The following is a 23221-nucleotide window of genomic DNA, read 5'->3' on the forward strand; positions in this document are numbered from 1 at the left end:
TCCTGCGGGCGACAGCCGGCTGTTCACGGCAGTTGCGGAACCGGCAGGCCCGTTCCAGAATCTGTCAGGACAGCGATGGCCGATTATCTGCCCTGACAATACAGGGATTTACGATACGCCGAGATACGAGCGGAACGTCCGCATCGAATCCGGGTCGCGCCCGAACGCTTCCGCGTCGTTGGTCGCGGGCGTGTTGTCGAAGTCTAGACCCTCGTACTGGTCGCTGCCCATCGGGAAGCCGAGCGACCCGAGCACGGGGAGCCCGATTTTCGCGAGCGGCATCGGGAGCGGCACGATGGTGATAGACTTGCCCTCGGCCGCGAAGACGAGCTCCGTGGCCTCCCGCAGACTGAGCGTCTCCGGCCCGCCGACCTCGTAGGTCTGGCCGACGTGCTCGTCGCCCTCCAGAGCGTCGGCGAGCATCGGCACGAGGTCGTCGATCCAGATGAGCTGGAAATGAGCCTTCTTCCCGCCGCCGGGCAACGGGTACAGCGGCACCGCGGGGGCGAATATCTGCTTGAGTCGCTTGGTGAAGTAGACGAACTCCCCGCCCTCGCCGAAGACCACCGAGGGCCGGAAGATGACCCAGTCGAGGTCGGAGTTTCTGACCACGTCTTCCGCCTTCCCCTTGGCACGGAGGTAGTGTGTCGCGCCGCCGGGGTCCGCACCCAGCGCGCTCATCTGGAGGAACCGAGAGACCCCGTGTGTCTCGGCCGCGCGAACGCAGTTCTCGGTGCCGCCCAGATGGACCGTCTCGTGCATCTCGTCGCCGCCGTCGGGCTTGAACAGCGGCGAGAGCGCGGGCAGGAAGACGACGGCGTCTTGCCCCTCGAAGGCGTCCTCGATACTGTCGTAGTCGGTCACGTCGCCCGTCTTGCGGGTCACCCCGTCGGGAAGCTCCGCGTCGTGGGGGTCGCGCGACAGGGCGGTCACCTCGTGGCCCCGCTCGTCGAGTTCCCGGCACAGGTGCTGTCCAACGAAGCCAGTCCCGCCGGCTACAAGTACGTCCATATCGCTTCCTTTCCGCCGAGAGACTGTAAAGATAGGGAGAAACCAGTATGGGCCGCAGGTGTTCGGGGCGCTTACGTACCCCGCTACCGAGGATCCGATATGCTCGTCACGCTCGAAGGACTCGACGGCAGCGGCAAGACGACGGTCTTGGAGCGGCTCCGGGCCGACGACGCCCTGCCGGCCGACACCGCCTTCACCCGCGAACCGACCGACAGCTGGTACGGTGAGACCGTCACGCGCTCAATCGAGGACGACGACGCCGACTCGCTGGCCGAACTCTTCCTGTACACCGCCGACCACGCCGCCCACCTGACCGACACCGTCCGCCCCGCCCTCGACGACGGCCGGCTGGTCGTCTCCGACCGCTACTCGGACTCCCGATACGCCTACCAGGGGGCGACACTCGCCGACAGCGAGTGGTTCGACGACCCCCTGGCCTACGTCAAACAGGTCCACGAACCGTGGACCCGCCCGCCCGACAAGACCGTGTACCTCGACCTCGACCCGGAGACGGCCGCCACGCGGAGCGGCGCCACCAACAAGTTCGAGACCGCGGACTATCTCGCCGACGTCAGGGAGAACTACGAGCGGCTCGTCGACGCAGAGCCCGACCGGTTCGTCCGCGTCGACGCCACCGCGTCCCTCGACACCGTCTACGAGCGGGTCCGCGAGGCGGTTGTCGACTAGTTCGTCGACGTCGGCAGGTCGACCTCGTCGGGCGAGGGCATCCAGACGTAGTCGAAGGTCATCCCGAGCGCGAGCGGTATCAGTATCGTCAGCGCGACCGCAGCGACGTTGCTAAGTCCCAGCCCGGCGCCGAAACCCAGCACGGCAAACAGCATGAACACGACGAACATCGCGAACGGACAGAGCAGCACGGAGTAGACGAACCCGCCCCACCGAGTTTTCAGCCGTACCCGGAAAAAACGGGTCATGAGTGCCGTCAAAGCGCTGTTCAGCAGCACGATGACGAGCAGTCCGGCGAGTCCGACGACGCTGACCATACCGGGCCTAGCGAGTCGACGCCCTTTGCCGTATCGGAACGGCGCTACTCCAGACAGATGTACGTCCTGGTGTCCGCGACCCCGTCCAGGTCACGCACGCGAGTCGACACCGACTGCATCACGTCGTACACCTCGTCACCGCTGGCTTCGGCGATGATGTCGTACTGTCCCGCCACGATATGCGCCTCGGTGATACCCTCGGAGTCCCGGACAGCGGCCAGCAGGTCCTCCGATTTGCCCGCGACAGTCTTGATCATGATGAACGCGGATGCCATACTTTGGTACAACGTACCATAGTATCAAAAACTTTCGCGCGGCTGTCGGCTTCCGGTGTCAGGGAACCCGCCGGTGAGTGAGCCGGCGAGCGGGGTACTTTTATTCGTCCCGGTTACGTACTGCCGTCTATGCTATACGTTATCGTGGGTGCAGGCCGTGTGGGACTCCGGACCGCACGGGTACTGCGGGAGAGTGGCCACGACGTCACACTCATCGAACGCGACGAGGGCGCCGTCGAGCGGGCGGAGGCCGCGGGCTTCGACGTCATCTCCGGTGACGGGGCCCTCGAAGAGACGCTCGAGTCGGCCAACCTCGACGCGGCCGACGCGCTGGGCGCGCTGACCGGCGACCTGAACGACAACTTCGTCGCCTGCATGATCGGCAAGGAACACGGCTGTCGCACCGTCATGCGCATCGACGAGGACTACCGCGAGGAGATATACCGCCGCTACGCCTCCGAGGTCGACGAAGTCATCTACCCCGAACGACTCGGTGCCATCGCCGCGAAGAACGCGCTGCTGGGCGGCAACATCCGCGCCATCGCCGACATCGCCCAGCACCTCCAGCTCGTGGAGTTCACCGTCACCGACTCGGCGCCGATGAAGGGGTACACGCTGTCCGAACTCGAACTGCCGGCCGACACCCGACTGCTCGCCCACGGTAAGGGCGAAGCGCCGCTCGACATCCCCGACCCCGACGAGACGCTGGAGGCGGGCGACCACCTCGTCGTGCTCGCCGACTTCGATACGCTCGCGGACGTCCGGAGTATCGTCGTCGGTGAGAGCGGCCCCGCGAAGGCCCTTGGAGGTGCTTGAGAATGGTCACCGCCTACGTCATGGTCAAAGCCCACACCGGCGACGCCGACCGACTGAAACGGGAAATCGAGGGCATCGACGGCGTCACCGAGGCCCACATCGTCGCCGGCGACGTCGACCTCATCGCCAAGGTGAGCGTGGACACGCCGGCGGCGGTCAAGGACGTGGCCGCGACCCACGTGCAGGACATCCAGGGCGTCGAATCGACACAGACGTACATCGCGATGGACTGAAAGCCCACTTTTCGCACCGTCGCTACTATTCGAGGACAGCCACGAGGAGTCGACCGCTCGTCCGGCGACCGCCGTGCCCGCTACAGCGGCGTCCCGCCGCGGCTCCCCTCGCTCCCGCCCGTGCTCGCCGAGTTCATCAGCTCTGCGACGACGCCGACGTAGTCGTAGCCGGGGATGATACCCTCGACGTAGGTCCCTTCGACGTACTCCACGAAGGTCTTGGCCACGTCGGCGGCTTCCCGTTCCCCGCCGAGGCTGTAGCGGTAGGTGACGACGACTTCCTCGTCGTCGCGCTCGACGGTGTATTCGTCCAGTTCGACCACGACGCGGGTCGATTTGGGGGCGTCTTCGAGGCGCCGTTCCAGTGTCTCGAACCAGCCGTCGCGCACCGCGGGCCCGACCTCGCCGGCCGTCGCGGCCTGCAGCGACGGCGCCCGGACCGTCACCTCGTACTCGGTCCGCCACTTCTCGCCCTCGCTCGCGGTCACGCGGCCGTCGAAGCTCGTCGTCTCGACGACGAACCCCTCGCCGCTGGCCACGAAGGTGTCACGACTGCCGAAGACGTCGGCGACGTCGTCTGGAACGTCCGTCATTGGGCTTCGATAGTGCGCTCACCAGCAAAAGCGCGTCGTCTCCGGACGGTCACTTCCAGGTGACGTAACTCAGCGCGGCGATACCGAACGTCTCGAGAATCTGGAGCACCATCATCACCTCGACGGCCAGGGCCGGCATGGCCGGCGCGTTGAAGTAGAAGTACAGCGCGACGACGTTCTCGGCCAGCAGGAAGGTCGCGAAGACGATGGTCCCGAGCGTCAGCGGCGCTCGAATCTCCCGGTAGGTCCGGACCCAGATGGCGATAAGTCCGGCCAGCAACAGGATGTTGATCGCGGCGGCGATTCTCGCGGCGTCCAGTACGAGACTCATAGCGCCTCCCGAGTCCCGCGGCCCTGCATGGCCCGTGTTGTTGGAATCATGTCAGTCGTCCACCTGTGTGAGTATCTGCTCGACCGTGTCCCAGTTGTTGCGTGCGCGCTCGCTCGGGAGATAGATGACGCCGTAGCTGGCATCGCTGCTAGTGATGACACCGTTGTCTTCGAGGACCTCGAGATGGTGCCGGATAGTGTTGTATGCCAGGTCGAGGTCATCGGCTAGCTGGTTCGCGTTCCGCGGCTGGTCGTCGAGCGCGCGAAGGACACGGGCACGGTTCGGTCCCCCACGTGTGCCAGCGAGAGTCTGCCAGAGGACCGTATCCATTCGGTATGGGGTTCCGGAGCGGATATCAAGAACCTACCGACATCGCGGGACAGAACGCCGCCGGTGCACCGTCGGTGTGGGTCGGGAACGGAGCGCGGGGGCGCCCGTGACGCCGACGCAGCAGTGTCTACGGGGACAGTGTGTTGCATATATTATATCTCGGAGAATAATCGGTAAATGCTTTTCGGGCAGTATGGGTTCAGGGGCCCCCAGAGGCCCTCTAGTTGGATTTTAGCCGAATTTGAGGGAGATTTTAGTCCGAGTTGCGAAATGTATTATATCCATAACACCCTTCGGGTCGTCTGATGTCAACGGACAAAAGTCGACGACGGGTCTTACTCGGAATCGGAACCGCAGCGACAGTCGGGCTCGCTGGCTGTGGGGGGAGCGACGGCGGTGGTACCCCGACGGGGACGGAAACGGGAACCGGAACTGAGACCGAGACCGGGACGGAGAGCGACGGCGGGGAGATGTCCGGCACGGCGATGGTCCGGGTCTCGCACATGTCGCCCGACGCTCCGAACGTCGACGTCTACCTCGACGGGAGCGCTGTCTTGGAAGACGTCGCGTTCGGCACGACGAGTGGCTATCTGGAGGTGGGTGCCGGGGAGCATCAGGTCGAGATTACCGCAGCGGGCGACCAGAGCGCGTCGGTCTTCGACGACACGATTACGGTCGAAGCGGACACGGCCTACAGCGTCGTCGCGGCGGGGGAAATCAGCGAGGGGGCCGACGAGGCGTTCGCCCCGCTCGTGCTCGAAGACGACAACAGTGACCCGGGGAGTGACACGGCGCGACTCCGTCTCGTGCACGCCTCACCCGACGCGCCCGCGGTCGACGTCACCGCCGCCTCGTCCGGTGACGCGCTGTTCGACGGTATCGCCTACACCGAATCGAGCACCATCGAAGTGCCGGCCGGCGACTACACCGTCGAAGTTCGGGGTGACACCGGGAGCAACGACGGCGACGTCGTCGCCGACTTCGACGTGAGTCTCGGAGGAGGAGCAGTGTACACCGCCTTCGCCGCGGGGTATCTCTCGCCCGACGACGAGCCCGCCGACACCGCCTTCGACCTGTTCGTCGCGCAGGACAGCGGGGCGACGGAGATGGACGACGGGATGTCCGGCACGGCGATGGTCCGGGTCTCGCACATGTCACCCGACGCCCCGAACGTCGACGTCTACCTCGACGGGTCGGCGGTGCTCGAAGACGTGGAGTTCGGCACCACGAGTAGCTATCTGGAGGTCGGTGCCGGCGAACACGACGTGGAAATCACCGCCGCCGGCGACCAGAGCACGTCGGTCTTCGACGACTCGATTACCGTCGAGGCGGACACGGCCTACAGCGTCGTCGCGGCGGGGGAAATCAGCGAGGGAGCAGACGAAGCGTTCGCCCCGCTCGTCCTCGAAGACGACACCAGCGCGCCGGGGAGCGACACGGCCCGACTCCGCCTCGTGCACGTCTCGCCCGACGCACCCGCGGTCGACGTCACCGCGAACGCCTCCGGCGACGCGCTGTTCGACGGCGTCGGGTACACTGAGTCGGGGACCGTCGAGGTGCCGGCCAACGACTACACCGTAGAGGTTCGGGGCGACACGGAGAGCAACGACGGCGACGTCGTCGCCGACTTCGACGTGAGCCTGAACGGCGCCACGGCGTACACCGCCTTCGCGGCCGGCTACCTCTCGGCCGACGACGAGCCGAGCGACACGTCCTTCGACCTGTTCGTCGCGCAGGACTCGGGCGGGAACTAAGCTCGGCGCAGAAACGGTACAGCGGCCTCTGAGACAGCCCTCTGCGAACTTTTTTGCGTATCCCGATAGCGGCGGCCGCCGATAGAATCGCTCGTCGCAGATGCGAGGGATGGGATTCGAACCCATGGACCCCTACGGGAGCGGGTCTTAAGCCCACCGCCTTTGGCCAAGCTCGGCTACCCTCGCGCATCTGTCCCTGTACGCCGCGCGGGAAAACGGGTTTCGGTTACCAGTCGACCGAGAGGCTGCCGTCGCCCTCGGGGTCGGGCGCGATTTCCTCGTTCGTCCGGCGGTCGACGATGTGGATGACGCCGCGGTCCTTCTTCGCCGGGCAGATCTCGGCGGCTTCGATGTTGTGGTCCAGTTCGTCCTCGCCGAAGAAATATGCGTTGGGCTGGGCGATACCGGTGTCCAGCGAGAGCGACCAGTTCGTCGACACCTCGGCGCACTTGCCCGCGCCGAAGCACTTGTTGGCCTCGAAGATTATCTTGTAAGGCTGGTCCTCGACCGGCGGCGCGTTCTGCTCCCCGAACTCGCTGGGGTCGACAGGTTCGTCGGCCTCTGTCATGGCCGACTGTAGCGGGCCGACCGTCTTTCCGCTGTCGGTTCCCGCAGCCGTCACTCGACGACGTCGACCGCGTCGCCGACGGCGAGCGTCTTCCCGCGGTCGGCCTCGGGGACGCTGGCGATGAGCATCAGCGTATAGAAGTGCTCGAAGGCGTCCCGGTCGGCCCAGTCGGGAAACGTCTCGCCGCGGTTCGTGATGAACTGCGTGCGGAACTCGGGCGTCGGTTCGCCGGTGTCGGGGTCCCGCGAGGGGACGACACAGCGGCCACAGGGCGTAACGCCCTCGATTCGGACGTCGCCGGCCCGGAACGCCGGGGCCCCCTCGCCGACGAAGCGGTCCTCCCAGAACGCGGGGACGCCGCCCACCTCGATGTTTGCCCGAAGGCGGCGGCGCGCGCTCTCGACGGTCAGGTCGTCGAACCAGCCGGCGACGGCTTCGAGCGTCGCGGTGCTGACGACCGACGGGCCCATCGCCTGACGGTCGACGTGGCCGAGCTCCGTGCTCCGGTCGAGTCGCAGGTCGGCGTCGAGCGCGAGCGCGTCGGCGAGCCACGCCGCCGCCTCGGCCCGCCCGGCCTCGGTGTCGAGGGGGAACTCACGGCGTTCGGGCGAGGCGACGCGTAGCGTTTCGGTCTCCGGGTCGTAGGTCGTCTCCAGCGCGTGAAAGCGGTCGGACTGTTTCGCGTTGATGCGCTCGCCGTCGTCGAGCAGCGCGAACTCCCGGTCGTGTTCGAGCGTGCCGCCCGGGAGCACCCGCGACCGGTCGACGTCGAGTCGGTCCAGTCCCTTCACCGGATAGACTGTGAGTCGGTCGATATGTGCCACTGAGCGGGGCAAGGCGCGCCGGCGTCATAGCTGTTGGCCACACGTCAGATACTGTGCCTGACGTGGGGCAGCCGACAGAGTTACTTGTCAAACAACCAATATTACAGAGGCACTGATGGTCGAACACACGCGGACCCTCGATTTCAAAATCGCCTTCGCCATCGGGCTGGGGACGATGATCGCCGCGGGCATCTTCTCCCTGTCGGGGACGGCCGTCGCGGCCGTCGGGTCGAGCGCCGTCATCGCGTTCGTCATCGCCGCCCTCGTCGCCAGCGTGACCGCTGGGGCCTACTCCGAGTTCGCCTCCATCTACTCGGAGAACGGCGGGGGCTACCTCTTCTGCTCGCAGACCTTCGAGGACCGGGACCTGCTGACCTACGCCATCGGCATGTCGCTGTTCCTGGGGTACACCGGAACGACGGCGTTCTATCTGGCGACGATGGACGAGTGGTTCTTCCGGTTTATCGTTCCCGAGTCGCTGCAGTTCCTCCCCCACGGGACCACGGGCGTACTCGCTGCCCTCCTGTTGGGAGTCCTCAACGCCCGCGGCACCGAGGAGAGCGGTGGGTTCCAGCTCGTCGTCACCGGCGCGAAGGTGGCGGTCCTGCTGGCCTTCGTCGCCGGGGCCTTCAGCTTCCGCGGCCCGTCGTCGGCCGTCGGCACGTTCGCCGGCGGGTTCGTCGTCGCGCCAGTCGACATCGTCACCATCTCCGCGCTGGCGTTCATCACGTTCTTCGGTTTCTCGGCCATCGCGGCCAGCGCCGGCGAGATAATCGACCCACAGCGGACGGTGCCACGGGCCATCGCAGCGAGTATCGTCACCGTCACCGTCCTCTACACGCTGGTCATCGTCGCGATGGTGAACTCGCCGGTGCCGGCCGAGATAATCGCACAGGAGGGCGAGACGGCGATGGGGCGAGTGGCCGAGGGGTTCCTGGGGAGTATCGGCGAGTCACTCATCGTCGCCGGGGCCGTCTTCTCGATGGTCTCGGCCTCGAACGCCTCGATTCTCGCGGCCAGTTCCATCGGCTCGCTGATGGGGCAACGCGGTCAGGCACCCCGTCGGTTCGCCCGCATCCACCGCGAGTACGGGACGCCGTTCTGGAGCGTGACCACGGCGACAGCCACCATCGTCTCGCTCATCGTGGCGTTTATCGCCGTCTTCCCCTCGGAAGGGGGGCTCTTCGGACTCGACCTCGGGCTGACGGCACTGACCGGGTTCGCCACGCTCAATCTCCTGCTCCCGCTGGCCGTGGTCAACGTCGCCCTCGTCTTCTCCCGTCGGCGCTATCCCGACATCGAGCGAGGGTTCAGTGTCCCCGGCGTCCCGCTCGTCCCGGTCGTCGGCGTCCTCGCCAACCTCGGCCTCGTCTACAATCTGCCCCAGTCGGGCGTCGTCACCGGCGTCGTCCTGACGGCGGCGCTCGTCGGCGCGTATCTCCTGTGGGGCGGCCGGCCGGCGACGACCGACATGTTCCGGGAGATCGTCCCGCGGTCGACACCGGCCGAAGCGTCCGAAGGGACGCCCGCCGAGGCCGAGGCGGCGGAGCGGTTCCGTGTCCTCGTCCCGGTCGCGCGGCCCGACCGGGCGCTTCGGTACGTCCGGCTCGCGGCAGCGCTGGCCCGGGCCTCCGAGGCCGAACCCGTGGTCAACGTCCTCAACGTCACGCACGTTCCGGACCAGACGCCGTGGGAGACGGTCCAGGACACGGCCCGCGCCCGCACCGAGCGCCTCCAGGCGGAACTCGAACACGCCGACGTCGGCGTCGACTACACAGTCGAGGGCCACACCTGCCGCGATATCGCCTTCGACATCGTCCGGACGGCCCGCGAGGACGACGCAGACCTGCTCCTGCTCGGGTACCCCGAGCGCCACCGGGACGTGACCGAGACCGTCGAACGCGAAGCCCCGTGTGACCTCTTTTTCGCCGACAGAACCGTGGCCGCCGACGACCTCTCGACCATCAACATCGGCGCGGGCGGTGGGCCCCACCACGAAGCGTTGCTTCCGCTGGTCGACGAGCTCGGCAAACTCGGCAGTGAACTCCATCTCATCAACGTCTCCTCGACCGAGCAGGGGACCGACGAGACGCCGGGGACGACACTCGACGCGTTGGCCGGCGCCGAGCGGACGGCAGTCACTAACGTCTTCGCCGAGTCCGTCGCCGAGGGGCTCGTCGAGACGGCCGCGGACAACGGCGGTGTCCTCGTCGTCGGGGCCTCGCGGGACCGGTGGCTCAAGCAGGCGCTGTTCGGCAGCACGCCCGACGAGGTGGTGCGGCTGTCGGCCGAGCGTGACGTACCCGTCCTCGTCTACGCCAGCGAGACGGGCGTCCGAGGGCAGCTGAGCGAGCGGCTCTTCCCCCTCCTGCGATACCTCAGAAAGCGCCTTCCGCGCCGGGGGTCACCGTCCGGCGGGACTCCGAGCGATCCGAGTGACTACCGGTGAATCTCGACGGATTCGAGATGAATCGGCGTCGTCGGCGCGTCGTTTGGGTCCGTATCGGTGTCGCCGATGGCCTCGACGACGTCCATCCCGTCGGTGACCTCACCGAAGACGGCGTGTTTGCCGTTGAGGTGGTGCTGGGCGCCCAGCGTGATGAAAAACTGCGAGCCGTTCGTATCGGGACCGCGGTTGGCCATGCTGAGGAGGCCGGCCTCGTCGTGGGTCAGGTCGTCGTGGAACTCGTCTTCGAACGTGTAGCCGGGGCCGCCGCGACCGGTGCCGGTCGGGTCGCCCATCTGAATCATGAAGTCGTCGATGACGCGGTGGACCTCGATATCCGAGTAGAGCGGGTCGATACGCTTCTCGCCGGACTCCGGGTCCTCCCAGGCACCGGTGCCGGGACCGACCTCGGCGGCGTCGTAGTCGTCGGCGCCCTCGGCCAGCCCGACGAAGTTCTCGACGGTGTTGGGGACGCGGTCGTCGTACAGTTCGACTTCGATGTCGCCCTCTGTCGTGTGGAGCGTCGCTGTCAGGTCGCTCATACACTGGCCGAGGGCATCACGGGCCAAAAGCTTGCCCACTGGGACCGAAGCTTCATCAACGGGGACGGAACCACAGCCGCTATGTCCTGACCTGTCACCGCGAGGCGGGTCGCGATTGTCCGACACGTCGCCTCGCGGCCGTGTGTGTCGGCTGTCCGCCCTAGTCGAGATGGTCCAGCAGTAGCGCCGCCACCCGCTCGGGCGCGTCGAACTGCACCCAGTGGCTCGCGTCGGGGAGCCGTTCCACGCGGATATCCGGGACCCACTCGTCGAGTCCCTCTGTCAGCGAGATATCCAGCGCCGCGTCCTGTTCGCCCCAGACGAGCAGCGTCGGCGCCCGCACCGGGAGCGCGCCCACGCCGCCGCCCGTCAGCGTGAGTCGCGCGTTCCGTCGAGCGAGCGACCGATAGTAGTTGAGCGCCGCCGTGCGCGCCCCCGGTTGTCCGAACGCCTCCTTGTAGCGCTCGATATCGGTCCGGGTGAACGCGTCGCTCCGGACCGTCCCCTCGCCGAGCATCCGGTCCAGCGCCTCGAAACCGTTCGCGCCGAGGGCCCACTCCGGCACGACCGGGAGCTGGAAGAAGCCGACGTACCACGATTTGCGGAGCTGAGTCGGATTCGAGCGCAGCGTCCGCTCGTACTTGCTCGGGTGGGGTGCGTTGAGTACCGCCAGCCGATCGACGACGCCGGGGCGGTCGGTGGCAGTCTGCCAGGCGACCAGTCCGCCCCAGTCGTGGCCGACGATATGGGCCGACTCGCGGTCGAACGCCCGGACCAGCCCGGCCACGTCGCTGACGAGTTCGTCGATGTGGTAGGCGTCGACTCCCGAGGGCTTCTCGGAACGGTTGTAGCCGCGCATGTCCGGGGCGACGACGCGGTAGCCCGCATCGGCCAGCGCCGGAATCTGGTGGCGCCACGAGTACCAGAACTCCGGGAAACCGTGCAAGAGGACCACGAGCTGGCCGTCCTCGGGACCGGCCGTCACGACGTGGAGCAACACGCCGTTGGTCTCGACGGTGTCGTGGCTCCAGGGTTCGCCCTCGGCAGGGACCGTCCAGTCGTCGGTCGGGACCATAGCGAACCCTGGGTCGCCGCGAAAAAGCCGCTTTCGCTCAGAACGCCCGGAGTGCGTCGAGCGCCTCGGCCGCGCTGCCGTCCTCGATGGCCTCGCGGGCCTGTTCGAGCCCGGCGTCGATGCTGTCGGCGTCCTCGCGGGCGTAGATGCGCAGAGCGGCGTTGAGCGCGACGGCGTCGGCGAACCCGTCGGTTCGGTCGCCGGTCAGGACGGCCTCGGTGATGGCCGCGGACTCGCCGGCCACGTCGTCGACCTGCAGGTCGTCGCTGGTGACGTCCATGCCGTATTCGCTCGTGCGAATCTCGAAGTCCGCGATGTCCTCGTCGTCGCTCTCCTCGCCCTCGACGGGCCACTCGGCGACGACGGTCTCGCCGGGACGCACGTCGTCGTACCCCTCCATCCCCTGGAAGAACAGCGCCCGTTCGACCGTGCTGGAGTCGGCGTTGGTCAGGGTTCGAACCATCTTCTTCGCGAACGGGAGATGGTAGAAACTACCCAGGTGGACGCTCGCACCGGCGGGGTTGGCCAGCGTCTCGACCGTGTTGACGAACGAGCGGACGCCCATGTTGTCGCGGCGGTCGAACAGGTCGTCGATGCCGGGGTTGAACGCGGGCTGATAGTAGAAGCCAAAGCCCACGTCGTCGACCATGTCGGCGCTCTCCTGTGGGTCGAGTTCGGTTCGGACGCCGAGTTCGTCGAGCACGTGCTTGTAGGCGTCCTGCTTCTGGGTGGGGACGCGGTCGCCCGAGTGGACGACGACGGGAGTCCCCGCAGCGGCGGCCACGAGCCCGGCGGCGACACCGAGGATGGCCGAGCGGCCCTTCCCGTCGTAGTTCGCACCGCAGTCGACCGGCTCAGCGTCGGGTTCGGCCGTGACGACGGACTCCTCGGCCATGACGTCGACGTACGCGCCCAGTTCCTCGGGGGTGTTGCGCTTCCAGCGGTTGGCCAGCCAGAACGCGCCCAGCGTCGTCTGGTCCGGTTCGCCGTCCAGAATTCGCTGGAAGGCTTCGCGGGCCTGCTCGCGGGTCATGTCGTCGGCGGACTTGTGGCCCGAGCCGACGACCTCGGTCATCAGCCGTTTCAGCGGCCAGTCACCGTACTCACGGGTCGCTTGTGCCATGCGGGGGCGTTGGGATGGGAGTTTGAAAGCCCCTCCGTTTCGTTCTCATATTGCGGGAACGCCGGCAGTTCCCGAAAGGGATACACCGGTCGACTCCTAAGCCGGACCAATGAGTCTCGGGGCGAGTGACTGGCAGGAGCGTATCGACGACGTGGACGCCGCACTCATCGACGAGTTCCAGAGCGACTTCCCGGTGTGTGAACGGCCCTTCGACGCGGTCGGCGAACAGCTGGAGATTCCGGCCGGAGAGGCCCTGAAACGAGTCGAACGGCTCCGCGAGGACGGTATCTTCCGACGCTTTGGCGCCGTGTTGAACCCGCCGGTCATCGGCTCCTCGACGCTCGCGGCCGTCTCGGCCCCGGCGGACCGCTTCGACGAGGTCGCCGCCGTCATCAACGACTACCGGCAGGTGAACCACAACTACGCCCGCGACCACGAGTGGAACATGTGGTTCGTCGTCACCGCCGGCTCCCGCGAGAAACGCGACGACATCCTCGCTGACATCGAGGCCCGAACCGGCTGTTCGGTGCTCGTCCTCCCGATGCTGACGGACTACTACATCGACCTCGAGTTTCCGGTCGTCAACAGCGACAGGTTCGCCCGTGAGAGCATCGAAGGGACGGACGCGAGCGCCACGCGAATCAGCGAGGAGGCCGCGGCGGACTTCTCGGAGCTGGACCGCCGACTCCTGCTCGAGATACAGACCGGCTTCCCGCTGTCGGCGACGCCCTACGGAGACATCGCCGCCGCCGTCGGTGCCGACGTGGGCGAGGTGCTCGCAGCCATCGAACGGCTGCGTGCCGAGGGCTGCATCAAACGCATCGGCTGCGTGGTGAACCACATCACCACCGGGTTCGACAACAATTGCATGGTCGTCTGGAACGTCCCGGACGACGAACTGGACGAGCTGGGCGAGCGCGTGGGCGAACTGCCCTACGTCACGCTGTGCTATCACCGCCCGCGCCGACCCGAGCAGGACTGGCCCTACAACCTCTTTACGATGATTCACGGCCGCGACGCCGACGCCGTCGACGAGAAGATAGACGAACTCTCGGGGGCGTATCTGCCCGTCGACCACGACCGGCTGTACTCGACGAAGACGCTGAAACAGACGGGAGCTCGGTACGACGACATCGTCGGGGAGTAGTCCCGCGAGGGCCGTGGCCCGAGCGGCCTTTTTCATCGACGTTTTTCGAGGAGCGGTGCCCGCAGCGCCGCAAGCGCGAGGACACCCGACGACGAAAAAGGTCGGCTGAAACAGACGGAGCTCGGTACGACGACATCGTCGGGGAGTAGTCCCGCGAGGGCCGGGGTAGTTTCACGCTGTGTTAATTGCCACAACCCTTTTGTTGTCTTTGTACCTCCTGTTACCCGAGACAATGACAGAACGTGGGGGGACTCAGATACTCGTCGTCGACGACGACGTCGACGTGGCGGAGACGTACGCGTCGCATCTGGGCGGACAGTACGCTGTCGAGACGGTGTACAGCGGCGAGGCCGCACTCGAAGCGCTCTCGCCGGCCGTCGACATCGTGTTGCTCGACCGCCGGATGCCGAAGCTCTCCGGGGGCGAAGTGCTCGCGGCGGTCCGCGAACGCGGGCTGGAGACGCGCGTGGCGATGGTGACGGGCGAGAAAGCGGACTTCGACATCATCGATATGCCGTTCGACGACTATGTCCAAAAGCCCGTGACGCCGGCGGCGCTACTGGGAACGGTCAGACACCTCGAACGGTGTCTGAACTACGAGGAACAGATGCAGGAGTACTACGCGCTGACGGCGAAACGGGCGGCGCTCGTCGAGAGCAAGACGCCCGGAGAGCTCGAAGCCAGCGAGCAGTTCAGTGACCTCGAAGCGGACATCGAAGCAGCCGAAGCGGCCCTGTCGGAGCTCGTCTCCGGCTTCGAGCCGACGGACTTCGACCGGGCGTTCCGGGATATCGACCGTCCCGAACCGCCGGCCGCGGACTGAGACGCCCCCCCAACGACCCGCGGCGCACTCGTTCTCTGCCCCCAAGAGACCTGCGGCAGCCGACCTGTGGGTTCCGAAAGCACTAACCGAGCCTCGTCCTAAGCGAGGCCAATGAGTCAGCAACTCCCGGACGTGCAGGCGTCGAGTCCGGACGTGACGGTCGGTCTCAACCGCGTCGGTGTCACCGGTGTCGAGAAGCTCGTCAAACTGGGCCGGCGCGACCGGGACCCGATAGTGCTCATGGCCGAGTTCGAGGTGTTCGTCGACCTCCCCTCCTGGCGGAAGGGCGCGGACATGTCCCGGAACATGGAAGTCATCGACGAGACGCTGGAGACCGCGGTCTCCGAACAGGCCTACCGGGTCGAGGACGTCTGTGGCGACGCCGCAGAGCTCCTGCTCGAGAAACACGACTACACGACGAAAGCGGAGGTCCGGATGGAGGCCGACTACGTCACCCACGAGCTGACCCCCGAAAGCGAGATGGCCACCCAGTCGACGGCGACTATCATCGCCTCGGCGACGGCCACCGAGGACGGCACCAGCGAGGAGATCGGCGCACAGGTCACCGGGATGACGGTCTGTCCCTGCTCGCAGGGGATGTCCGCGGCCCGTGCCCGCGAGACCCTCCGCAGCATGGCCGTCGAGGACGAGGTCATCGACGACTTCCTCGAACAGATGCCCCAGGCCGGTCACTCCCAGCGGGGCCACGCCACGCTCACGGTGGAAAGCGACGGCGCGCCGGAGGTCGACCTCAACGAGCTCATCGAGGTAGCCCGGGACTCGATGAGCGCTCGCATCTACAACCTCGCGAAGCGGCCAGACGAGGACCACATGACCTTCGAGGCCCACAAGGACGCGAAGTTCGTCGAGGACTGCGTGCGGGCCCTCGCCGAGGGCGTCGTCGACCGGTTCCCGGACCTGCCCGACGAGGCCATCGTCTACATGGAGCAGTCCAACGACGAGTCCATCCACCAGCACAACGCCCACGCCGAGCGCGTGGCGAAGCTGGGCGACCTGCGGGGCGAAGTGGCCACAGAATCGACTGGCGACGACTAAGCGGTCCGAGGCGACGGTCGCTACGGCGGCCCGACCGGCGTGGCCTCGGCCCAGTGGTCGGCGAACGCCTCGCTGACGTCGGCGGTGAAGTCGGGGTCCGTGAGGTCGATGACGCCGAACGTCTCCTCGCGACCCAGCGGGTGTGGCACCTCGATGCACACCTCCACGTCGTCGATGAGCTCGAACGTGGTCGAGACGTTCTCGCTGTAGCGGGCGCTGTAGTTCTCGTAGGCCGAGAGGCGCTCGTAGTACGCGCGGTTGGCGGCCTCGGGCAGCTGCTCGAAGAGGTCCCGTTCGACGAGCAGCGACACGTCCACGCCGCGTTCCAGGGCTTCGACCAGTTCGTCGACGGTCCGCTCGGTCGCCTCGACGAGGTCCACCTGCTGGGCCGGCGGGGAGCCGACCACGACGATGCGGTCGTCGGCAGCGGCCAGTCGCTCCAGCAGGAGGTCGAGCGTCTCTTCCGGTCCGACCGCCGCCGTCCAGAACGGCTCCTCGACGTGGTCGCCGGCCTCCAGTTGCTCGCCCAGCTCCGAGACGATGTCCTCGTACTGTTCGGCCTTCGCCTGGAGGTCGGCCTTCTTGTCGTCCAGCAGTCGGTCCAGCGCGGTGTCGGGCTCGACGGCGACGTACTTCTTCGGTCGGCTCGCCGTCTGACTCCGCACCAGACTGTAGGTCTCTAAACTGTTGAGCACGTCGTAGATGCGCCCCATCGGGACATCACTGGCTCGTGACAGTTCCTTCGCCGTCGTCGGTCCCGTCTCGAGCAGCGACCGGAACGCGCGGGCCTCGTACTCCGAGAGCCCCAGGTCTCGCAGACTCGCCATACGCCATCCTCTCGTCGGGAGAACAAAAACTCGTCGGTGGTTTACTGTTTCGAGTCGCCGGTCAGCGCCGCTTCGAGCTCCCCGGGCGTCGCGCCCTCGGCCGTGACGGTGTCGCCCTCGAACCGACGGGCGACGCCGTCGCCGTCGGGGTCGGGTACCACCGTCGTCTCGTGGTCGGCCATGCGGAGCGCCGCGCGGTGGAGGTCCGTCCCGGCCTCGGTGCCGACGACGAGTCGCTGGGGGTCCTGCAGGCGGGCGGCGACGCTCGCGTAGCCGGCGACTTCGACGCCCATCCGCTCGGCGGCGCCGGCGAAGGACTCGACGGCCTCGGTGGCGACCGCCCGGTACCGGTCCTCACCGGTGAGGGCCGCCAGGTCCACCAGCGCGTCGGCGAGTTCGACCGTCGAGTCCAGCGGGTGCAGCGAGCGGCCACACAGCCCCGCCCCGCTCGCCGGCCCGTCGCGGAAGGCGCCGGAGTCCTGCCGGCGCTGCTCGATGGTCCAGTCGGCGACGGCCTCGGCCGGCCCGCCCTCGCCCAGCACCTGCCAGCTCGTCGTCAGCCCCTGGAGCACCCCCGCCTGGTCGACGAGGAGGCCGCGGTGGCTGTCCGCGGCGTCGTCGTGAATCACCACCCCGTCGCCCACGAGCTCCGTACAGACGTAGTCGCGCGCCCGCTCGGCGTAGCGCCGGGCAGTAGCGTCGCCCGTGTAGGCGTGAGTCCACAGCAGCCCGTCGACGGCCAGCCCGTTCCGGTCGGCGAACACAGTCGTATCGACGTGGGGCGCGTCGGCGTCCTCCCGGTCCGTCGGGCTCGCCTGATAGTAGTCGTCGTCGCCGGCCTGACTGCCGGCGAAGGCGTCGCCGGTCCACAGCTCCGTGGTCAGGTATTCGACGGTCCGCATGGCGGTGTCCCGGTAGGCCTCCGTCCCAGTGTAGCGGTAGCCGTGGGCGAACGCCCGGACCAGCGCCGCGTTCTCGTCTAACAGCTTCTCCCGGCGCGGGTTCGACCAGTCCCGGCCCGTGGCATAGCGGTAGAAGCCGCCGTCGTACGTGTCGAGCAGATGCGTCTGGACGGCTTCGAGGGTGCGGGTGGCCTGGTCGCGCGCCCTGACGAGCGCGAACTCGATAGTGCGGGCCAGCGGGAACTTCACGTCCGACCCCCACCCCCCGAACTCCTCGTCGAACGAGCCCAGCAGCTGCTCTACCATGTGTTCCTCGATTCGGGGGCGGAGCTCGCCCGCGGGCGGGGCCTCGTCCTGCAGCTGGCGCGGCACCGAGCCGGCCGTGGCCCCCTTCGCGTCCCACGATTCACGCACCGAGTCGAGAATCCCCCTGAAGCCGTCGGGCCCCAGAAAGGTCGCCCCGCTGATGACCTCGCCCTCGGGCGTCAGGAACACCGTCGACGGGAACCCGCCCATCGTGTAGCGTTCCCGGACCAGCGGGTTCCGGTCGGCGTCCACTCGAACGGGGACGAACCCGTCGTTGATGTTGGCCGCGATGCGTGGCTCGCCGAAGACGCCCCGGTCCATCGCCCGACACTCCGGACTCCAGGGCACCGTCAGCGAGAGCAACAGCGGCTTGCCGCTACCGGCGGCCCGCTCGAACGCCTCGGGCCCCCACTCGCGCCACTCCACTTTCGTCTCCGCTGCGAATTCGTCCATACCGGGTGTCGGTGATGGGCACACATAGGGGCTGTCACTCCGGGTAAACATGGGTCGATGCGAGCGATGTCGACAGACCTGCACCATGATAGACGGAGTCACCGCTGCGAGAGCGACAGTAAGAACAACCAGAAAGTCCCACCCATGCCGGCTGACCAACCAGCTACGGGTGGACTGAAAGGGGCGAACCGTTCGACGACGGCGGACGACGCAAGCACTGGACCGAGCGAAGTCGTTCGAAAGGCGCGAAGCGCCTTTCGTGATGACGAGAGAGCTACGCTCTCTCGAACCAGGGAAGCGCACAGCGAGTCCCCCGAATCGAACGGTTCGGGGCTTTCTAGCTGTCAGTATCGGGCTGCTATCAGCCAAGAACCGTAGCCAAACCTGCTGGGACGAAAGACCGAACTGTCCGCCCTCCAAAGCCCGAGCATGGCAACTCAGGAGGTGGACCGTCCGGGACCGGTCACGCCGGGGTCGAAACCACCCCGACCCGGTCGCGTGCCGCTGGTGGACAACACGCTCTCGATGCTGCGGGACCCGCTGGGGTTTTACGACCGCGTGGGCGAGATGGACGCCGACGTGGTCGGCTACAACGTGGCCGGGACGACGGGCTACTTCGTCACGCATCCGGACCTCGTCGAACGGATACTGGTGACAGACGAGGGCGACTACGAGAAGGGCGCGCTCCTCCAGCGCACGCTCGGGGAGTACATCGGCGAGGGGCTGTTCCTGCTGGAGGGCGACGAGTGGAAAGCGCAACGAACCGCGCTCCAGCCGGCGTTCTACCGCGAGCGAATCGCGGCCTACGGGGCGACGATGACCGACTTCGCCGCCGAAATCGGCGACGGCTGGACCGACGGCGAGCGCTTCGACGTGCTCCCCGAGATGCGCGAGTACACCCTGCGAGTGCTCGGGAAGACGCTGCTGGACGTGGACATCGACCGGACCGCCGGCGCGCTGGAGCCGCTGCTGGCCGCGCTCCGGGAGCGACTCGACCCCCGCTCGCTGTCGGCCTACGTCCCGCTCGCCGTGCCGACGCCGACCAACCGCCGCGTCCGGTCGGCTCGGGCGACCTTCGAGGCGACGCTCGACGACATCATCGCCGAGCGACAGGCCGAGACCGCCGAGGACAGGGCGGCCCGCGACGACGTGCTCTCCCTGCTGCTGTCGCTGGACGAAGCGACGATGACCCGCGAGCGGCTGGGCCACCAGCTCCTGACCTTTCTGGTGGCGGGCCACGACACGACGGCGCTGACGCTCACCTACACGTGGTACCTGCTGGGCCGCCACCCCGAGGTCCAGGCGACCCTCCACGACGAACTCGATTCTGCGCTGGGCGGCGCCGACCCGACGGCCGAGGACCTCTTCGAGCTGCCGTATCTCGACGACGTACTGACCGAGGTGCTGCGGCTCTACCCGCCGGCGTTTACCACCTTCCGCCAGCCGACGCGGCCTGTCGAACTCGGCGGCTACGACATCGCGCCCGACGCCCAGCTCACGATTCCCCAGTGGCTGGTCCACCGCGACGAGCGCTGGTACGACGACCCCGACAGCTTCCGCCCCGAACGCTGGACCGACGCCTTCGACGAGTCGCTGCCCGACTACGCCTACTACCCCTTCGGCGGCGGCCCACGGCACTGCATCGGCATGCGCTTTGCGCGCATGGAGGCGAAACTCGCCATCGCCACGCTCGCCCAGCGCTACCGCTTCGAGACCGTCACCGAACCCCCGCTGGAGCTGGCAATGCGGATTACGCTCTCGCCGACCGAACCGGTCGACGTTCGGGTTCACGAGCGGGCGTGACTGCTCGGTCGCTATCGCTCACGACGCCGCTTCGAGGTGTCTCCCTTCGGTCACGCCTCGCTACTCCACGGCTCCACGGGTCGCTCACGGCTTCGCCGTTCGCCTTCGAGGCGTTCCCTTCGGTCACGCCTCGCTACTCCCCGTTCCGCTTCGAGGCGTTCCCTTCGGTCACGCCTCGCTACTCCCCGTTCCGCTTCGAGGTGTCTCCCTTCGGTCACGCCTCGCTACTCCCCGTTCCGCTTCGAGGCGTTCCCTTCGGTCACGCCTCGCTACTCCACGGCTCCACGGGTCGCTTCGCTCCCCGTTCCGCTTCGAGGCGTTCCCTTCGGTCACGCCTCGCTATCTCTCGAAAAGCGTTTGAGTCCAGCCCTGCAAGCCGGGGTATGCTCCGGGCTATCGCGCTGCTGTTGCTTATCCCGCTGTTCGACGCCGTGTTACTGGTGGCGCTCGCGACGGGAGTCATCTATCAGGTCCCGCCGCTGGTCATCGTCGCGCTCGTCGTCCTCACTGCCCTCGTCGGCATGTTGCTCGTCCGCGCCGAGGGCCGGGCGACGCTCCAGAAGATCCAACAGAAGCTGGCGACCGGCGAGGTGCCGACGAACGAACTCATCGACGGCGGGCTGCTCATCGCCGCCGGCGCGTTCTTCCTCACGCCCGGCCTCGTGACGGACTTCGTCGGCCTGCTGCTGGCGTTGCCGCCGACCCGCTACCCGGTCCGTGCGGCCCTGCGACGCTGGGTCGTCCGCCCCTACATCGACGCCAAGACCGGCGGCTTCGCGAGCGGGCAGGTGTACATCGGCGGCTTTCCCAACGAAGAAGGTGCCGCCGGCCCCAGCGGTGCGGGCCCGAGCGGACCCGGCGGCGCGGGTGGCGGCGACGCGAACGGGAGCGGCTTCGACCCCGACAACGCCACCGACGTCGACTTCGAGGAACGCGACGACAACTGAAACTGCCGGCGTTCTCGACGGCGGGACTCTCCCGGTGGGTCTCGACTGACACTCTCCCGACAGTATACCGCCCTGTGGCGGTTTCACACCGCGGTGGCGAAACGTCACCCTTTTCTATACCCCTCGGGTACACTCTGATGCGCTCACTTGGGCCAATAGCTCAATCAGGTTGAGCGCTCGGCTGATAACCGGGAGGCTCTCGGTTCAAATCCGAGTTGGCCCACTCCAACCGACGGTCGTTTCGGCCGTCATTGGGGTCAAAACTCCCCAGCCAATTCATCTTCAGGTCACACAGTTCTGAGCGGTTGGTCTGCGTTACGTACCGAGAGCGACGCGCAGGCTGAACGTCGCAACGAACGGCAGCGACGACTCGACAGAGCGTCGCGAGCGACTCCGACGACGAGCCGCCGATGTCTAACGTGCTGGACGCCGCACTGACGCACCGTGGAGAGCGAGGGGGACATCGACGACGAGCGTGAGGACTTGACCCCGAACGATGCAGCAGTCCAATCACGCTAAACGACATCGTCTCGTCGGAGTGGCGCGAGCCCGACGAGTTCCTCGAACCACTGACGAACTCCCCGTTCCAGAAGTTGCGTGTCGGCGGCTACCGTCTCGGGTGTCGATTACACCGCGAGTCGACGATACTCCGTGTCGAGAGCGTTCGGAAGCGAGAGGGTGCGTACAAAGGCGACGACTAGTCTGGTTGTGGTGAGCGAGCCGCACGAGGACCCACCGATACAGGTCGCGCTGGGTCGGCAAGACGTTCGCTTCACCGGTGACTTCGTGGGTGTCGGCTCCAGCAAGCCGTCACATAAATCGTCCGACCGGGTTCGGGACGGCCCCTAGACCCCGCAGATAGGACGTGTGCGGTCGTTTCTCTATGAGACACCGACAGTCCTGGAGAGCGAAACCCCCGAGAGTGAGGCCCTGAAAGCGGCCGTGGCCCGATTCGCGTCTCCGACAGTCACAAGCTACTTACACAGCTCCCCGAATTGGTACCATGATATGATCGAAGCAGCGGTTCGCTACCAGACAGCGGGAGACGGCTGGATCAAGCGGGTAGTTATCGGCGGTGGCCTGGCGTTTCTCGCGTTCTTCGTTTTCCTGCCTATTTTCACCGTGTACGGTTACGTGCTCGAAGTGATACGGAACGTCCTCAGGGGCGAGGACGAGGTGCCGCCGTCGTGGAGCGAGTACGACATCGTCGACCTCAGCGTCAACGGGGCCAAGGCGTTCGTCATCCTGTTCGCCTATGGAATCGTCGTCGGGCTCGTCTCGTTCGTTCCGCTGGCCGTGGTGTCCGGGCTCGGCCTCCTGCTCGGGAGCTGGAGTATCACCGTGCTGGGGACGCTGCTGGGCGGGGCCATATACGTCGTCGGGGCCCTCGTCCTCGGCGTGGTAACGCCCGTCGCGGTCGGGAACTTCGTCGTCGAGGACGACATCGGCGCCGGCTTCGACGTCGAAGTGTTGCGGCGCGTCGGGACGAACCGTGCGATGCTGAAGGCCGCGGCGTTCGCCATCCTCGTCAACATCGGCGTGAGTATCGTCTCGTTCGTGCTGTCCGTCACTGTCGTCGGCGCACCGGTGGCGTTCGTGGTCTCGTTCATCGGGCTGTCGGCCGTCGCCTACATCTGGGCGAAGGGGTTTGCCGACGCCTACGAACAGGTCTACGGCGAGCTCCCGTCGATTCCGGACGGGCCGACCAAGGCGGGTGCTGTCGGTGCGTCGGCCGACACGTCGGCGGGCGAGAGCACGGCCGCCAACGGTGGCACCGCGACGACCGACCTCTGGGACGACGACGCGACGACCGCGGCCGGTACCCCCGAAGAGACGGCCCGGAGCAGTGCGGAGATGGACGACGCGGATGGGGACACCGGTGACGCCGACAGCGACAGTTCGACCGACGCGGAGAGCGCCGACGGGGACGCCGAGAACCGCTGGGACTGACTCCGGCGTCCGTCTTCGAACCACCGGAACCGCGTTCGTGGCTCCGTCTCACCCGCTGTAGCGGCGGGACCGTGACGCGAAG

Annotated in this window: 24 protein-coding genes, 2 tRNA genes and 1 pseudogene; 13 read left to right on the plus strand and 14 right to left on the minus strand. The window is 67.1% G+C overall.

All coding sequences use genetic code 11. The features are described 5' to 3' along the window. Positions 1-108 precede the first annotated feature (108 nt). A complete protein-coding gene (locus NDI56_RS09355; RefSeq protein ID WP_310919204.1) occupies positions 109-1011 on the minus strand; it encodes a complex I NDUFA9 subunit family protein in 903 nt (300 codons plus the stop codon). Positions 1012-1110: 99 nt separating this feature from the next. On the opposite strand from NDI56_RS09355, the gene tmk reads away from it, so the two are divergent. Further along, the gene (tmk, locus tag NDI56_RS09360) at positions 1111-1698 is read left to right on the plus strand and encodes a dTMP kinase (protein WP_310919205.1); all 588 of its coding nucleotides are present in this window, start codon (positions 1111-1113) and stop codon (positions 1696-1698) included. Here the strand turns inward: tmk and NDI56_RS09365 are convergent. Together NDI56_RS09365 and NDI56_RS09370 are read right to left on the minus strand one after the other, a co-directional pair. After that, positions 1695-2015, minus strand: a complete 321-nt coding sequence (locus NDI56_RS09365) for a DUF7991 family protein (protein ID WP_310919206.1) — start codon at positions 2013-2015, stop codon at positions 1695-1697. The two genes, tmk and NDI56_RS09365, sit on opposite strands and share 4 nt — an antisense overlap. Positions 2016-2059: 44 nt before the next feature. Next, entirely contained in the window at positions 2060-2290 is a 231-nt protein-coding gene (locus NDI56_RS09370) for an Lrp/AsnC ligand binding domain-containing protein (protein ID WP_310919207.1), read from the minus strand. 129 nt (positions 2291-2419) lie between these two features. Here NDI56_RS09370 and NDI56_RS09375 point away from each other — a divergent pair, with 129 nt between their 5' ends. Together NDI56_RS09375 and NDI56_RS09380 are read left to right on the plus strand one after the other, a co-directional pair. Then, on the plus strand, positions 2420-3106 hold the full coding sequence (locus tag NDI56_RS09375) for a potassium channel family protein (protein WP_310919208.1): 687 nt from the start codon (positions 2420-2422) through the stop codon (positions 3104-3106). Positions 3107-3108: 2 nt separating this feature from the next. Further along, complete coding sequence (locus tag NDI56_RS09380; protein WP_310919210.1) at positions 3109-3339, plus strand: Lrp/AsnC family transcriptional regulator; 231 nt, start codon at positions 3109-3111, stop codon at positions 3337-3339. Between the two features lie 80 nt (positions 3340-3419). Here NDI56_RS09380 and NDI56_RS09385 read toward each other — a convergent pair whose 3' ends face one another. Genes NDI56_RS09385 through NDI56_RS09395 form a run of 3 tightly spaced genes read right to left on the minus strand, consistent with a single transcriptional unit; the run spans position 3420 to position 4593 of the window. Continuing rightward, positions 3420-3932, minus strand: a complete 513-nt coding sequence (locus NDI56_RS09385) for a DUF5813 family protein (RefSeq protein ID WP_310919211.1) — start codon at positions 3930-3932, stop codon at positions 3420-3422. A gap of 49 nt (positions 3933-3981) precedes the next feature. After that, positions 3982-4263 carry a DUF8036 family membrane protein gene (locus tag NDI56_RS09390; RefSeq protein WP_310919212.1) on the minus strand — a complete coding sequence of 94 codons (282 nt, stop codon included), beginning with the start codon at positions 4261-4263 and terminating at the stop codon, positions 3982-3984. 51 nt (positions 4264-4314) lie between these two features. Further along, on the minus strand, positions 4315-4593 hold the full coding sequence (locus tag NDI56_RS09395) for a winged helix-turn-helix domain-containing protein (RefSeq protein ID WP_310919213.1): 279 nt from the start codon (positions 4591-4593) through the stop codon (positions 4315-4317). A gap of 305 nt (positions 4594-4898) precedes the next feature. On the opposite strand from NDI56_RS09395, the gene NDI56_RS09400 reads away from it, so the two are divergent. Continuing rightward, positions 4899-6347, plus strand: a complete 1449-nt coding sequence (locus NDI56_RS09400; protein ID WP_310919214.1) for a DUF4397 domain-containing protein — start codon at positions 4899-4901, stop codon at positions 6345-6347. Positions 6348-6448: 101 nt separating this feature from the next. Here the strand turns inward: NDI56_RS09400 and NDI56_RS09405 are convergent. The 3 genes from NDI56_RS09405 to NDI56_RS09415 form a co-directional block, all read right to left on the minus strand. Continuing rightward, positions 6449-6533, minus strand: a tRNA-Leu gene (locus NDI56_RS09405). 40 nt (positions 6534-6573) lie between these two features. After that, the gene (locus NDI56_RS09410) at positions 6574-6915 is read right to left on the minus strand and encodes a ferredoxin (protein ID WP_310919635.1); all 342 of its coding nucleotides are present in this window, start codon (positions 6913-6915) and stop codon (positions 6574-6576) included. Positions 6916-6965: 50 nt separating this feature from the next. Further along, positions 6966-7739: an MOSC domain-containing protein gene (locus NDI56_RS09415; protein WP_310919215.1), complete on the minus strand. Its 774-nt coding sequence runs from the start codon at positions 7737-7739 to the stop codon at positions 6966-6968. Positions 7740-7854: 115 nt separating this feature from the next. Between NDI56_RS09415 and NDI56_RS09420 the strand changes: the two genes are divergently transcribed. Beyond that, entirely contained in the window at positions 7855-10188 is a 2334-nt protein-coding gene (locus NDI56_RS09420; RefSeq protein ID WP_310919216.1) for an amino acid permease, read from the plus strand. On the opposite strand, the gene NDI56_RS09425 is transcribed toward NDI56_RS09420, so the two are convergent. The 3 genes from NDI56_RS09425 to NDI56_RS09435 all read right to left on the minus strand — a co-directional run bounded on the left by NDI56_RS09425 (position 10179) and on the right by NDI56_RS09435 (position 12925). Then, positions 10179-10727, minus strand: a complete 549-nt coding sequence (locus NDI56_RS09425) for a peptidylprolyl isomerase (RefSeq protein ID WP_310919217.1) — start codon at positions 10725-10727, stop codon at positions 10179-10181. The two genes, NDI56_RS09420 and NDI56_RS09425, sit on opposite strands and share 10 nt — an antisense overlap. Positions 10728-10887: 160 nt before the next feature. Continuing rightward, entirely contained in the window at positions 10888-11802 is a 915-nt protein-coding gene (locus tag NDI56_RS09430) for an alpha/beta fold hydrolase (protein ID WP_310919218.1), read from the minus strand. A gap of 37 nt (positions 11803-11839) precedes the next feature. Continuing rightward, on the minus strand, positions 11840-12925 hold the full coding sequence (locus NDI56_RS09435; protein ID WP_310919219.1) for an anthranilate phosphoribosyltransferase: 1086 nt from the start codon (positions 12923-12925) through the stop codon (positions 11840-11842). A 109-nt stretch (positions 12926-13034) separates the two neighbouring features. Here NDI56_RS09435 and ahbB point away from each other — a divergent pair, with 109 nt between their 5' ends. From ahbB to mptA, 3 genes are all read left to right on the plus strand, one after another. Beyond that, a complete protein-coding gene (ahbB, locus tag NDI56_RS09440) occupies positions 13035-14072 on the plus strand; it encodes a siroheme decarboxylase subunit beta (protein ID WP_310919220.1) in 1038 nt (345 codons plus the stop codon). 232 nt (positions 14073-14304) lie between these two features. Then, positions 14305-14895: a HalX domain-containing protein gene (locus NDI56_RS09445; RefSeq protein ID WP_310919221.1), complete on the plus strand. Its 591-nt coding sequence runs from the start codon at positions 14305-14307 to the stop codon at positions 14893-14895. 111 nt (positions 14896-15006) lie between these two features. Further along, positions 15007-15951 carry a GTP cyclohydrolase MptA gene (mptA, locus tag NDI56_RS09450; RefSeq protein WP_310919222.1) on the plus strand — a complete coding sequence of 315 codons (945 nt, stop codon included), beginning with the start codon at positions 15007-15009 and terminating at the stop codon, positions 15949-15951. Positions 15952-15971: 20 nt separating this feature from the next. Here mptA and NDI56_RS09455 read toward each other — a convergent pair whose 3' ends face one another. Continuing rightward, the gene (locus tag NDI56_RS09455; RefSeq protein WP_310919223.1) at positions 15972-16778 is read right to left on the minus strand and encodes a TrmB family transcriptional regulator; all 807 of its coding nucleotides are present in this window, start codon (positions 16776-16778) and stop codon (positions 15972-15974) included. A 41-nt stretch (positions 16779-16819) separates the two neighbouring features. Continuing rightward, positions 16820-18439: a DUF255 domain-containing protein gene (locus NDI56_RS09460; protein ID WP_310919224.1), complete on the minus strand. Its 1620-nt coding sequence runs from the start codon at positions 18437-18439 to the stop codon at positions 16820-16822. Positions 18440-18868: 429 nt separating this feature from the next. Here NDI56_RS09460 and NDI56_RS09465 point away from each other — a divergent pair, with 429 nt between their 5' ends. The 5 genes and pseudogenes from NDI56_RS09465 (at position 18869) to NDI56_RS09480 (ending at position 23139) form a co-directional block, all read left to right on the plus strand. Next, entirely contained in the window at positions 18869-20242 is a 1374-nt protein-coding gene (locus tag NDI56_RS09465; protein ID WP_310919225.1) for a cytochrome P450, read from the plus strand. A 383-nt stretch (positions 20243-20625) separates the two neighbouring features. After that, complete coding sequence (locus NDI56_RS09470; protein ID WP_310919226.1) at positions 20626-21189, plus strand: FxsA family protein; 564 nt, start codon at positions 20626-20628, stop codon at positions 21187-21189. Positions 21190-21338: 149 nt separating this feature from the next. Continuing rightward, positions 21339-21412 (plus strand) — tRNA-Ile (locus NDI56_RS09475). Between the two features lie 172 nt (positions 21413-21584). After that, positions 21585-21668, plus strand: a pseudogene (locus NDI56_RS21840) (hypothetical protein); the annotation flags it as partial. A gap of 529 nt (positions 21669-22197) precedes the next feature. After that, a complete protein-coding gene (locus NDI56_RS09480; RefSeq protein ID WP_310919227.1) occupies positions 22198-23139 on the plus strand; it encodes a DUF4013 domain-containing protein in 942 nt (313 codons plus the stop codon). Positions 23140-23221: the final 82 nt, after the last annotated feature.

The sequence above is a fragment of the Halomicroarcula saliterrae genome (assembly GCF_031624395.1).
Taxonomy (GTDB): Archaea; Halobacteriota; Halobacteria; order Halobacteriales; family Haloarculaceae; genus Haloarcula; species Haloarcula saliterrae.